The sequence below is a fragment of the Myroides sp. C6-3 genome (assembly GCF_050522425.1).
Taxonomy (GTDB): Bacteria; Bacteroidota; Bacteroidia; order Flavobacteriales; family Flavobacteriaceae; genus Flavobacterium.
Genome location: NZ_JBMVQP010000024.1, coordinates 48134 through 60486, shown reverse-complemented (window position 1 = coordinate 60486; position 12353 = coordinate 48134). Strand labels below are relative to the sequence as shown.

The 12353-nt window shown below is 36.8% G+C and carries 14 protein-coding genes and 1 tRNA gene; 5 read left to right on the top strand and 10 right to left on the bottom strand.

Going from position 1 to position 12353, the window contains the following annotated elements; all coding sequences use genetic code 11:
* Positions 1-232 precede the first annotated feature (232 nt).
* From ACPDG9_RS11085 to ACPDG9_RS11055, 7 genes are read right to left on the bottom strand one after another with little or no spacing between them, the layout of a single operon-like run.
* The gene (locus ACPDG9_RS11085; protein ID WP_430527818.1) at positions 233-895 is read right to left on the bottom strand and encodes a WG repeat-containing protein; all 663 of its coding nucleotides are present in this window, start codon (positions 893-895) and stop codon (positions 233-235) included.
* A 27-nt stretch (positions 896-922) separates the two neighbouring features.
* Positions 923-1672, bottom strand: a complete 750-nt coding sequence (locus ACPDG9_RS11080; protein WP_430527817.1) for an SDR family NAD(P)-dependent oxidoreductase — start codon at positions 1670-1672, stop codon at positions 923-925.
* An 11-nt stretch (positions 1673-1683) separates the two neighbouring features.
* The gene (locus ACPDG9_RS11075) at positions 1684-3978 is read right to left on the bottom strand and encodes a hypothetical protein (protein ID WP_430527816.1); all 2295 of its coding nucleotides are present in this window, start codon (positions 3976-3978) and stop codon (positions 1684-1686) included.
* A gap of 48 nt (positions 3979-4026) precedes the next feature.
* Positions 4027-4599 carry a pentapeptide repeat-containing protein gene (locus tag ACPDG9_RS11070; RefSeq protein ID WP_430527815.1) on the bottom strand — a complete coding sequence of 191 codons (573 nt, stop codon included), beginning with the start codon at positions 4597-4599 and terminating at the stop codon, positions 4027-4029.
* Positions 4600-4650: 51 nt separating this feature from the next.
* Positions 4651-5793: a glutathionylspermidine synthase family protein gene (locus ACPDG9_RS11065; RefSeq protein ID WP_430527814.1), complete on the bottom strand. Its 1143-nt coding sequence runs from the start codon at positions 5791-5793 to the stop codon at positions 4651-4653.
* A 9-nt stretch (positions 5794-5802) separates the two neighbouring features.
* Positions 5803-6171 (bottom strand): hypothetical protein, encoded by a 369-nt coding sequence (locus ACPDG9_RS11060; RefSeq protein WP_430527813.1) that lies wholly within the window; start codon positions 6169-6171, stop codon positions 5803-5805.
* Position 6172: 1 nt separating this feature from the next.
* Positions 6173-6469 (bottom strand): hypothetical protein, encoded by a 297-nt coding sequence (locus tag ACPDG9_RS11055; protein ID WP_430527812.1) that lies wholly within the window; start codon positions 6467-6469, stop codon positions 6173-6175.
* A gap of 153 nt (positions 6470-6622) precedes the next feature.
* Between ACPDG9_RS11055 and ACPDG9_RS11050 the strand changes: the two genes are divergently transcribed.
* Complete coding sequence (locus tag ACPDG9_RS11050; protein WP_430527811.1) at positions 6623-7498, top strand: helix-turn-helix domain-containing protein; 876 nt, start codon at positions 6623-6625, stop codon at positions 7496-7498.
* A gap of 124 nt (positions 7499-7622) precedes the next feature.
* On the opposite strand, the gene ACPDG9_RS11045 is transcribed toward ACPDG9_RS11050, so the two are convergent.
* From ACPDG9_RS11045 to ACPDG9_RS11035, 3 genes are all read right to left on the bottom strand, one after another.
* Positions 7623-7693 (bottom strand) — tRNA-Trp (locus tag ACPDG9_RS11045).
* A 44-nt stretch (positions 7694-7737) separates the two neighbouring features.
* A complete protein-coding gene (locus ACPDG9_RS11040) occupies positions 7738-8106 on the bottom strand; it encodes a DUF983 domain-containing protein (RefSeq protein ID WP_430527810.1) in 369 nt (122 codons plus the stop codon).
* A gap of 234 nt (positions 8107-8340) precedes the next feature.
* Positions 8341-9060 (bottom strand): hypothetical protein, encoded by a 720-nt coding sequence (locus ACPDG9_RS11035; RefSeq protein WP_430527809.1) that lies wholly within the window; start codon positions 9058-9060, stop codon positions 8341-8343.
* 462 nt (positions 9061-9522) lie between these two features.
* Here ACPDG9_RS11035 and ACPDG9_RS11030 point away from each other — a divergent pair, with 462 nt between their 5' ends.
* From ACPDG9_RS11030 to ACPDG9_RS11015, 4 genes are all read left to right on the top strand, one after another.
* Positions 9523-9996 carry a hypothetical protein gene (locus ACPDG9_RS11030; protein WP_430527808.1) on the top strand — a complete coding sequence of 158 codons (474 nt, stop codon included), beginning with the start codon at positions 9523-9525 and terminating at the stop codon, positions 9994-9996.
* 151 nt (positions 9997-10147) lie between these two features.
* Positions 10148-10921, top strand: coding sequence for a hypothetical protein (locus ACPDG9_RS11025; RefSeq protein WP_430527807.1), 774 nt, complete (start codon positions 10148-10150; stop codon positions 10919-10921).
* A gap of 203 nt (positions 10922-11124) precedes the next feature.
* The gene (locus ACPDG9_RS11020) at positions 11125-11697 is read left to right on the top strand and encodes a zinc-ribbon domain-containing protein (RefSeq protein WP_430527806.1); all 573 of its coding nucleotides are present in this window, start codon (positions 11125-11127) and stop codon (positions 11695-11697) included.
* A 206-nt stretch (positions 11698-11903) separates the two neighbouring features.
* Complete coding sequence (locus ACPDG9_RS11015; RefSeq protein WP_430527805.1) at positions 11904-12329, top strand: hypothetical protein; 426 nt, start codon at positions 11904-11906, stop codon at positions 12327-12329.
* The last annotated feature ends 24 nt before the right edge of the window (positions 12330-12353 follow it).

The window sequence follows — 12353 nt, the reverse complement described above, 5'->3', positions numbered from 1 at the left end:
TTTGTTCGGTTTGTGCTTTGTTCGGTTTGTGCTTTGTTCGGTTTGTGCTTTGTTCGGTTTGTGCTTTGTTCGGTTTGTGCTTTGTTCGGTTTGTGCTTTGTTCGGTTTGTGCTTTGTTCGGTTTGTGCTTTGTTCGGTTTGTGCTTTGTTCGGTTTGTGCTTTGTGAAGGTTTTCGATTAAAGTACTATTGATCTATTCAGAAAATTTAAACCGTTCACTGTTAACCGTTCACTAATTCGATATTTTCATTCCCTTTTTATTAATGGTAAAAGAGCGAAATTTAACTTCGACCTGTGCTTGTCCATTTTCAAAGTTACTGGCGTATTCGTATTGAAAAGGGATCATTACTTTGCCTGCCTTATTGATGTAGCCAAATAGGTTATCTTTTGAGGCGAGGGCTAGGCCTTCAGAGAAATTGCCAACAAATTCATAGGTGGCGGGAATAACTTTATCTCCTGTTGTGGAGAAGAAGCCCCACAATCCGCCTTCGTAAAAGGCAATTCGATCTTCGCTACTTGTTTGTAATTCTTCATAGATATAAGGAATCACGATTTCGCCTTTATCGTTGATTGCACCTTGAAAACCTTCAAAAGTGACGATGGAGATATTTTCTACAAAGGATTCGATTTGGTGAAACAAAGGTTCGATAAACAGCTCGCCTGTTTTTGTTTTTATTCCAAAAAGAGAACGTTCAGGATCTTGGAACCAACGCAAATTATTAGAAAATTTAAAGTCTGGATCGTTTTTAAGATCAATGAAGACGGTGTCTTTTGTGGCTTCCATTAACGGAAGGAGATGTTCTTTCCAAGACGCTTTTCCTTCGTTGGCATGAAGAGGAGAACTAGAGGTGCAATATAGCCCAATAAGGAAGCTAATTGCAAAAAAGTGTTTCATAACAAAATTCATGTCTTGTTGTTTGCCCTATTTTTTATTGAATGTCGTTCCACTAGCTTGTGCTTTTGGAAAGATAGTCATATCGGCTAGTTGTACATGCTCAGGTTGATTGATCGCATAAGCGATAGCCTGTGCAATATCGTCTGCGAGTAGTGGGTCGTATCCGTTATATACTTGATCTGCTTTAGCTTGATCACCTTTAAAACGGATCATAGAGAATTCAGTTTCCACAGCTCCAGGTGCTACATTGGTTACTTTTATTCCTTTGCTGTTGAGATCGATGCGCAGCCCTTTAGAAATAGATTCTACAGCAGCTTTCGAAGCACAATATACTGCACCATTGGCATAGGTTTCTTTCCCAGCAATAGAGGATAGGTTGACGATGTGTCCGCCTTGGTTGTGTTGAAGTAGTAGTGGTAGAACGGCTTTCGTTACGTAGATTAATCCTTTGACATTGATATCAATCATGGCTTCTAAATCTTCGATGTCTGCTTCTTGGAAAGAAGAAAGTCCGTGTGCATTACCTGCATTATTAATTAAAATATCGATTTTTCTCCATGCTTCAGGTAGCGAATCAACGGCTTGAAAAACGGCTGATTTATCGCGAACATCAAACGTTAAAATATGAGTGTCTGTAAGGGATTGAAGCTCTTGTGCTAATGCTTCTAATCGCTCTTTTCTGCGTCCACATAAAATTAAGCGATGATTCGAAGCGAGTGCTTTTGCAGTTGCTTGTCCAATACCCGAAGAAGCACCTGTTATAAAAACTGTTTTCATTTTGTTTCGTATTATAAAATGGTTTGTTTTAATCCTTGTAAAATACATAGCCAAAGGTAATTGAAAAAAGACTTCTCTTCTATGCGATTTACTTTTTTTATATTGACCTCTTTTAACTCTCCTGCTGTATTTTTGTGAATCAACCAATTGCCGACTTTGGAGAGGACTTTTCTCTTTTTTTCTCCGTTTTTCCGGTACAGGGTAACTTTGAGATCGTGATAGTTCATGGCAAATGTTCCCATTGCGACTTGATTGTCTCCTGAAAAGTTGAATCGTACAAGATCTAAGTTTCCTTCCGTAGAAGCTTTGACATAGGGTTGTAAAAATGGCTGCATGGCAGTTGCAGGAAAATTTTGGATGGTTCCACTGATGCGGAATGCATCGTTTTTATCGAGTATATTAAAAGACCAATCCACATGTAGAGGTGCGGCATTCATAAAGCGTGCATCTACAGCTATTGTTGTTCTAGGTACTTGTGTCCGTTGATAACCACTATATAGGTTTTGAATTTCCGCGTTGAAGTTGCCAAACGTCAGTTTACCGGGAGCAATCGCCTTAGCGTCATATTCTTCATACTCTAGTGTTGAATTGACAAGCTGTACTTTTTGTATACCTAAAGTAAAGGGAATATCTCGCAGTTTTTTGCTGAACAACGGTTTAATACTCCTATTGAAAGGAGGTGTTTTATCGCGAAATATATTGGCGTTGATTTGCTCCAATCGAGCGTTATCCGCATGGAGGAAAAAGACGTCTTGAGCATCAAATCCCCAGCTGTAATTGGATAAGGTAATAGACTTGGTTTGTAGGGTAAATATGTCATCTGCATACTTAAACATACTGACCATCTTTTTGCGGTTATATTTGGGAATCAATTCAAAATCACTGCAGGTTAAAGCGGTGTTCTTCCCTTGAAGTTTACCGATCTTAATGTCGTAGAACGGTCCAATGTTCCATTGGATCTCCTCTGCAGCAAAAGAAATCCCCTTGTATTGCACTGGGATTTTGTTGGGTAAAGTTTGAGCATCGAGGAGAATATTTTCGAAAGAGGCGTGAATTCTCTTGGTTTGTACTACAATCGTGTGATCTTTTCCTCTCGTAGAGGTAAAATTTCCCTGTTGGAGCGATAGGGTGTCAATCTGTACTAAATCGTCAAAGAAGACGTCTACTTTTTGTGTTTTTGCTTTTTGTTTTTGCTTTTGATTTGACTGGTGAAAGTACAATTCAGGTTGCTTGGCTTTGATCGATCCAATATGCAATTCCTCTTTGACTTGGTTTGATATGCGTTTGAGGTGCAAGCTACCGCGGTTCACGAACCATTCATCTAAAGAGTTGACGCGGGTACTGTCTATATCGATGGCTTGAATAGTCAAATCAAACGGCAATAGTTTAGCGTTGACCGCCGTTTTAGTTTCTTTCTTTTGGGTTGATAACGGATTCGCTTCTACTTTTACGTCGACAAGTGGTGTTTGTATTTGATCAATGTGGAGATAGAAATCCGCTTGATTCTTATACCCCCAGTCGGTGCCTTTTAGTAGTAAGGATGGTGCATCTATTGTTACAAGTCGATGTGGTAAGTCTGCCTTCGCCTTAGAAGCGGTCAACGGGAGTAAGGAAAGGCGTTTTGTGCTGATTTGATGTGTATTAATCTCAATACCGCGAATGTTCAATTGTTGCGCATCTGAAACTAAACTAGTAACAGAGTCGCAGGAAATAGTGTAATCTTTATAGGTAAAGGGAAGGGGTTTGTCTTGGGTTTCTACACCAAAGTGAATCCCTTTGAGCTTTGCATTAAAGTTGTGTACTTCGTGTAAACGCAGGTTTTGTTCTGCTTGTTGTATCACCACATGGGCTTGTTTTACAACAATCGATTTAATATCAATGGCGGATATAAATTGTAGTGGTGCTTTGGCTGTGGTATCTTGCTCCATTTGACGCTCATATACTTGAATGTCAGGTTGAATGATTGCAATCCCTTGGGCCGTAAGATGATGTCTTTTAATCAGCTCCCAAATCCCAACTTGTTGAATGTCTATTTGGTTGACACGCCCCTTGATATAAGAAATGGAATCTACGGGCGTGGTTGCTTTAGGTTGAATTTTAATCTTCTTTACCGTCAATTTACGTTCCGCTAATGCGTAGTGAACCGTTTCATAGGTTAGGTTATAAGGAGAATCGTTTTTCTCCGCTATAATGCTTGGTAGGTATCGATTGATAAGAGTATTGATGATCCATTGACTTGAGCCATAGAGTACAACTCCTAGAACAAGAATGAACAGGATAATTTTATATTTCTTTTTCAAATGCATAATGCGATCCCATAAGTTATCACTTAAAGGTACATTTTATTTTGGTAATTACTTTAAAATCAATTGATGTTTTCGGAGGAGTCCTTCCAGCCCCTCTTTCGCAAAGATGGCATTTTTCAACTTCGTTGAGTCGGGATCGATATCAAAATTATAACTGGTATAAAAATCTGCTTTTTCAGCTTTGGCTTTGGTAAAAATGGCGCGGTATAAATTGCAATTGTCAAACAAGACTTGAGATAAATCCGCTTCCATAAAATCCGCACTGATCAGACTACAATTGATGAACGCTGTTTTCTTTAAGTTTAAGCCATAGAACAAAGTGAATTCAAGCGTACAGTCTGTAAAAGAAAACTCAAAAATAGTTTGATCCATCATGGTGAAATTGACGTGAGTAAAATTGCACATTTGGAAGTGGCAATTTCTTAGTCCGACATAGTTTATCTCTGCATTTTTGAAATTGCAATTTTTAAAGTCGCAATCAATAAATAGCGTGGATAGAAAGGAACAAGCGGTGAAATCACAGTTGATAAATTTACAATTTTCATATTCTTTAAAAGAAATACTGTGCGGCTCTAGCGCGATATTTTCAAAAGTTTGGTCGTAGATAAAATCGGGTGTCATGGGCGATCTATATTAAAAAAGCCTAATTATATGCATTAGGCTTGTATGCTATTATTCAATAAGGTGAGGTACAAATCTACTTTTATCTGTCGTAATTCGTCTATCACTTTCTCGGAAAGTAATTCCACAAGGTTCTTGTCCAATGAGCCAACTACCAATAATGAAGTACCCTTTACCTAGGTTAGGGATATGGGCTAAGGCTTGACAAACATATCCCTCGTCTCCATAATCTCCTTTGGTAGCCTCAACAATTTGATTATCGAGATAAAGGGTTACATTGGCTCCTTCACGGGATAATAGTGGTTTCTTGACGAAATTTTGCATGCCTTTTGGCTCGTCAAAATACGATTCGAGTAAGAGTGGGTGGTTGGGGTACAATTGCCATAGAATAGGCAGTATAGCTTTGTTTGAAAGTATCATTTTCCAAGAAGGCTCAATCCATTGCGCTTGCGCCATATCATTGGGAATATGGAGTGCAAAGGGCTCGTAAATGAGCCATTCCCAAGGATAGAGCTTAAAGATATCTGTGATTACTTCATCCTCTAAATCGGTGAACGTTTCTCCATCCCAACCAATGTCGTCAATGAAGATGAGTTTGGTGTTGATTCCCGCTTGTATGGCACAATCGCGTAAGTATTCGATATTGGTGAGATCTTCTAAGGTTTCTCGCATACAAGAAAAATGAAGTGTACTGCCTTTTAGATAGGCTTTCGCATCTTTCCAGGATTCAATTAATCGATCGTGTACGGAGTTAAATTGATCTTTAGAAGTGCCAAAGTAGGTATTCATCCATTGCCATTGAACAACACCTGTTTCATAGAGTGAAGTAGGGGTGTCCGCATTAAACTCCAATACCTTGAGCTGTTGTTGAACAGCGTCATATACAAAATCGAAACGACCATAGATACTCAATTCATCATTTTCCCAAGAGCGTTCAATATGTTCGTGGAAAAACAAGGGAATTTGAAATTGGTCATATTGTTTATTGGAGATGACATAATCCACTGCTTCCAGGCACATTTGCCATAGATCTGCTGTTGCAGCATAGATTTCATCTGCCATGTTTTCCGAGATGCTATAGTAGTAATCTTCCATCCAATACGGAACATTGTTTTCATCCGTATGATAGCCAAAACCCTGCTCTTCCAATCGGTGTTTCCAGTTGGACTGTGGTGTTAGTTGTTTTATCTGCATGAATTTCAATTAAGAAGAAGCTGTGTTGCTTTTTGATGTATTACCAAAGCCACCACGTGCTGTTTGCTTTTTGTACGCATCTGCTTTAGAAGCGTTTGTACCTACATTGGATTGAGGGGAAATACCAGGACTTGTATAGCCCATACCTCCTCCCATCATGGGGCGAAAAGCCATATACCAAAGCAGCGCACTTCCCATTCCCATGCCACCTCCACTACGTTGCTGTTGGTATTGATCCGTTACTTCTGTGTAAGGAGCACTACTATCTGCACGCATAAAGACGCGTTGTTGTTCTTCTTTCGTTTCCGTAGGTTTAGAACATGAAGCTAAAGTTGCTGTAATCAAAACTAAAGAAACGGCTTTACTACTTTTTTTCATACTATTCTACTGTTACGTAAATTGGAATTTTTTCTAAACTAGTGGGTTGAGATGCTCCCCAGTCATTGATGTTCTTAGCGGTCGTAATTGTGTCTACTTTTTGTTGTATCATTTGACCATTAACCCAAATTGTTTGAGCGGTTATATGATAGATACTATCACCAACAGAAACCGTTTTTAACGTAACTTCTCTTGCTGATTTCTTATCTAGTGATTCTAAATTTTGGGACGACTGTTGTTGGGTACAAGCAGACGCTAGTAAGGTAATAGTACCTATAACGAGTATTGCTTTTTTCATTAGAGCAATTGGTTTTTAGATTGAGTAACAAAGTTTGAAAATAAAATTTGCTTATGCAATTCTTAATCAATTAAAATGAAAGTTCTTGTAAGATAGTTAATTATATTGGGCTACGTTAGATTTCTTGTTACTTTTGTTGCAAAAGGGGAGGATATGGATGAAATCGCTATTTTACAAATTAATGATCTGACGCATAATAACTTACAGACAGACTTTTATGCGAATACGCTGTCACAGCATTTGCTTGATAACCACAGTCATATCGAACGACCACATAAGCATAATTTTTATGTGGGGATCTTATTTACCAAAGGCGAGGGGATTCACGAGATTGACTTTAATCGGTATCACGTAAAGCCTGGTTCTGCTTTTATGCTGGCACCAGGGCAAACACACAGCTGGGAGCTTTCAGATGACATTGAGGGGTTTATCTTCTTTCACACGCAAAATTTCTTAGACTTATACCTGTTGAAAGAATCGCTGCGCGATTATCCTGTTTTTCGATCTGCCTTTTATCCCAATCACGTGATGTTAAATGAAAGAGATACCGATGTTTTGGCTTTTGTATTAAAGCGAATGGTTCAAGAAGTTCGCCAAGAGCAATGGAAGCGCAATCAGCAACTCGTCAGTTTAACCTTGTTGTTTTACATTGAAACCAATCGCATCTTATTGGGAGGAGAAACCTTTAAAACAATTCAAAATAATTTATATGCGACCCATCTTCAGCTATTTGAAGAGCTAATCGAAAAACACTTTGCGGAGGAGAAATCTGCGGCGGTGTATGCGAGTTGGATGAATATGACACAAAAGCACTTGAATCGCGTATGTAAAACAATGGTCAATCAAACAACTACGGATATTATTTTGGATCGCGTCGTTTTAGAGGCAAAGCGAATGATGATTTACACAGATCATCCGTTGAATGATATTGCTTCTATGTTGGGGTATGATGATTATTCTTACTTCTCTAAGTTATTTAAAAAACGAGTGGGAGAAACACCAAAAGAATTTTTTAAGCGATATCAGTAATCAGGGATCGGTTATCGTTGAACGTCCTACATAGGGTTGATCGTTTTTGTAACAATAATTTTCAAACAGAAATCAAAATCAATATAAATAAAAAAAGTCCTTACAATTTGTAAAGACTTTTTTGCACGGGTGGAGGGATTCGAACCCCCATCAACGGTTTTGGAGACCGCTATTCTACCCTTGAACTACACCCGTTTTTGTTTCAAGTGGTGCAAAGATAACTAACTTTTTGAAAGAAACTATTCTTTTTTATAAAATATGTTTAACCAAATGATGCGCGATAATCTGTAGTTAAATGTCCAACATAATAGTAAGACAACAACAATGGCGATAAAGGTTTGAAGTAGAGTGATATGCACGTCAAATATAGCATTGATAATTAGTCTCAACACCATTACAGCACACATTTCTGCAACTGTAAGTCCATAGCTTACATACATGCCTCCAAAGTAAAAACCTGTTTCTCTATGGAAATTATAATGACAATGTGAGCATTCTTTCGTCATTTTCGGCATGCGCATGGTAACGGGATTCCCCTTATCATAGAATAAATCTTCCTTGCCACAGTTTGGGCATTTTCCACTTAAAACTCTTGATATGTATGACATAAGATAATTTTTATGCAAAGTAAAGTAAAAATACTGAAATGCAACGGTTTTAAAATGCTGTATTTTGGTGTAATTCGGACATTTTAAAAAAGGTTATTACTTTTTCTGTCTTTTGTATAGCTGTTATATTGTTGGTTGCCCTTCTAAGTGTGTAATTAAAACGGACATACAAAGAGGGTGAACGCAAAACAGCAGTAAACATTGTTTACTGCTGTTTTTATCACGAGACGTTGTTTATTCTTCTTCGTATTCTTCGGTATAGTTTTCTTGTTCTACTTCCGTTTCATTTTCTGAACTATTTCTAATGTTCAAATATTTTAACGGGTTAGTTTCGTTTTCACCGCTGTAGTAATCGTCAAACTCTTTAACCAAGTTAGCGATCTCTTCTAAAGACATTACATCGTTGTCCTCTCCAGTAGCATTGTAATATTCTGTTAGTTTTAGGCGATCTGTATCGTATTTTTTTCGAATTGCCGTTTTTTGAGCTGCATATATTTTTCTATCCATTCCATATTTACGATAGATTTCTTTTTGCTCAAGTTTGTACAACTCATTCAAGTCTTTTAAATCCTCTTTTAAGCCTTTGTCAATGTTATTGGTTTGATCGTATTCAACTTTTTTCTGTGCCCAAATATCCATTTGATCTTTGGTTAAGGTGCGTTGTATGAATAATTGATAACCAGCTTTTATTTTTTTCTCTGTTTCTTTTTTCTCAACAGGCAACATGTCTGTTCTGTCGTTTAAAGCTTGTAAATCTCTTTTAATGTATTCATTTTTAACAACAAAAGAGGCTTCTTGCTTTTGATTTAAACCTAGCTCTCCTTTATTTTCAAGAAGAACTTCAATATCCTTATACATAATAATGTCGTTCCCCGTTAATAACACAGGTTTTTTTTGTGCATATGTCATTGACATAGATAAGAATAGGATTGATAATGAGATGATCTTTTTCATTTTTTTCTTTGTTTCTTCGATTGCAAATTTAGTACAAAATAATCTTTTTCCTTTCGTAGTAGGAGTAAATAAAATAGGGACTGTCGCTCGTATTTTACTTTCATCCATCCTCTGTTTAAAAACATCAGTAAGCGCGTTTTCTACTCCGCCACTTCAACTTGTGTTTTGGTTCTTTTTACAGATTATAATTGTTTACAAAATTAAACATATCTTTATTAAAATTAGTTAATTTTTTTTAAAATATTAATTCAAAGCGTCTAGGACTACTTTATTTTTCTTTTTAGAGAATATTAACCTTTAATTCGATTGGTTTCTACTACTAGTTAAACGTGGAATCTCTATTTATGGTGTGTTTTCTGATTTATTTTTTGTGAATTTTTACTCGTTTTTACCCGCATAAGGTGTTTTTTTATATTTTTAATTATTATTTAATTTGTCTTTATTTATGATAAAAAGCTATATATGCGTTTTATTCAATTATTGTGCCAAAATTTGATTTTTAGATATTTTTATGATCATTTGCGATTTGTAAGTGTGGTTATTTTTATCTTTTTTTTAACTCCAACCCTGTGTGCGCAGCAGCGTGAAAGTAAAGGGGCGGAGAGCGTTGGGTATGCTATAAGAGACTCAATTCAAGTGAATAATGTAGAAAAAGGAGGACTTTTTCTTGAAATAAAAAGTTACTTTGAAGATTTTAGTCCAACTAAACCAGGAAGTGTTACGCAGCTTTATTGGCTCGATCAACTTCCTAACGGAGACTTAGAAGTTCGCTATGTTTTTGTAAATGAATTGATCGATTTTCGCGTGGAAACAAAGTTTCATTATGCGAATAATGAGACACAACGCTTAGCACTCAATTTAGGGCGGCGAGTGCCTTTGTCGGTTGAAGTGAAACTTTGGGTGGAAAACGGGCAATTAAAGGTTGAATTATTGTAATACCTTCATTTTGTGGTGTAAAATCCAGATGAAAAATTCTTTTTAAGTTAATTTTTCGTATTCGTTGGTTTTATTTTTTGTATTGGTTGGTTTTTTTTCTACTTTGCGTAACCCAATTCGGGAAAATGTACAACAAAACCACTAAAACACAATGAAAAAGCCAGTTATTTTTACCTTGCTATTGTTAACGATGAGTACGGGTGCATTTGCTCAAATGGCACTAGATCGAATCGATGCAAATCCAAAATGGAAGCAATACGACCATTTTTTTGAAAAAGATGCGCAAAGTGTGTTTCCTAATGATCGTATCGAGTATGAACTAAAGGACGGCAAAATTAAAAGCTATCGTTTGTATTACAAAGATGAGTTAGGTAAGTTGTTTGATGTTTTCTATGATGACAAAGGACGCGTGTATCAAGAAGTTCTAATGTACGATGCCGATCGCGGTCAAGTTAGAGAAGTCGTGTATCAAAGTACTTTTACTTACGATGAAAAAGGAGCTATGGTAGATGATGGTGAACATACGTATACTAAATTTGTCAAAGGACGCCCTATGTTGGTTACCTCTCGAGAGTATTCGGAAGAATATGAACGTGGGTTTAGTACGGTAAGAGCTTATAATGAAAGTGGTTCTATTCGCCTAGAGAAAACTACTTTTTTCGACCAAGGCGAAAAGAAAATAAAAACAAGTACCTACAAATACGATTCGTGTGATAATGTTGTAGAGGTTAATACAAGGACGATTATTGCTCCAACGTATACCAAAGCAAAGCGAAAGAAGAAAGATAGAACACCGCCACGTCGACCTGTTATAGAAAAAGAAGTGTTTGAATATGAATACAATAGTGACTGTATCTGGACTAAAAAGTATAAAGTAGAGAACGAGATGAAAACCTTGCTTCGCGAAAGAGAACTTGTGAAATAGCACAAAAACCAATCAAACTATATTATGTAAAGCTCAATGAACTTTTGTTTGTTGGGCTTTTTTTATTGCGTTACACGTATTATTGTTTGGTGGATATGGGAGTAAACTGTTAAATTTGACCGTTAAATTAACCAAAGGGAATGTCAGTGTATAGCATACTACTTGTGGGAATTGCTAAAACAAACCAAAAATAAATTTCACAGATGAAAAATGTATGTCAAAATTGCCAAACAGAGAATGGAACAACGTCTAAGTATTGTTCAAGTTGTGGCTATCAACTTCCGGAAATTGAAGTAGAACCTAGTGTTGACCTGACTTCCAAGGAAACAGATAGTCAATTACCTAAAAAAGCAAAGAAGATAAATTTAGGTGTTTTGTTGGGAATCGTTATTGGAGTAGCCGTTGTGGGTTTTGCTGTCAATTATTTTTCGAAATCTTCCGTTGCAATTGATCAAAAATTGAGTATTGTCGCTTCGGAAATCAATAAGAACTGTCCCATGGTGATTGATCAAGATATCCGATTGGATAACACGGTAGCTATGCCGAATAAGACGTTTCAATACAACTATACCCTTATCAATTACGAAAAGGCACAGTTGAACATGGACGTAGTAGAAGAGACACTGTTTCCAACGCTGTTGGAAAATGCAAAAACAAATCCGGATATGAAAGAAATGCGTGAGGCTGAAGTGACGATTAGTTACTATTACAAGGATAAGAAAGGAGAATTTGTAACAAAATATGTCATTACTCCAGCTATGTATCAAAAGAAGTAAAGGATCACATCCCGTATAGATGAAGCCTTTTCAATGCATTGTTGAAGAGGTTTTTTTATAAGTTTACTTTTGTTTCTCATTAAGTATAATGTTTAATAAAGAATACATATTTTTATTTTCTGCTACTTATAGTAAGATGTCGATGCTTTTTAAAAGGAAAACAAATTGGAAATAGCGATGTTTATTTCCCTGAATGGACCACAATAATGATAGAACAAGAAAACACAACCTACGAAAGTAAGTTTTATTCAGTCAATGCAATTCGCATTGCAACTTTTTTAGGAGGACCTTTAATTGCGGGATATTTAATTCGAGCCAATTATCGCGCTTTAGCAGAGGAACAAAAAGCACAACAGGCGCTCGTCTTGGGTATTGTGTCTACTCTTGTTTTGGTAGTTGGGCTCTTGCTGCTCCCTGTAGAATGGGTTGATCGAATTCCCAATTATATTTTTCCTGCCATCTTTGCGGGTATAGCGGGGTGGATAGTAGAAGTAAAACAGGGAGATGTATTGCGACTACATAAAGAGAATAACAAGAGATTCTATTCAAACTGGAAGGCAGTAGGTCTTGCTTTGCTTTCGGCTTTAATCTTGTTTGTTACGGCTGTTTTGTTGCTGTTGCTTTGGGAATAAATAATGGAAATAAATGATGGGAAT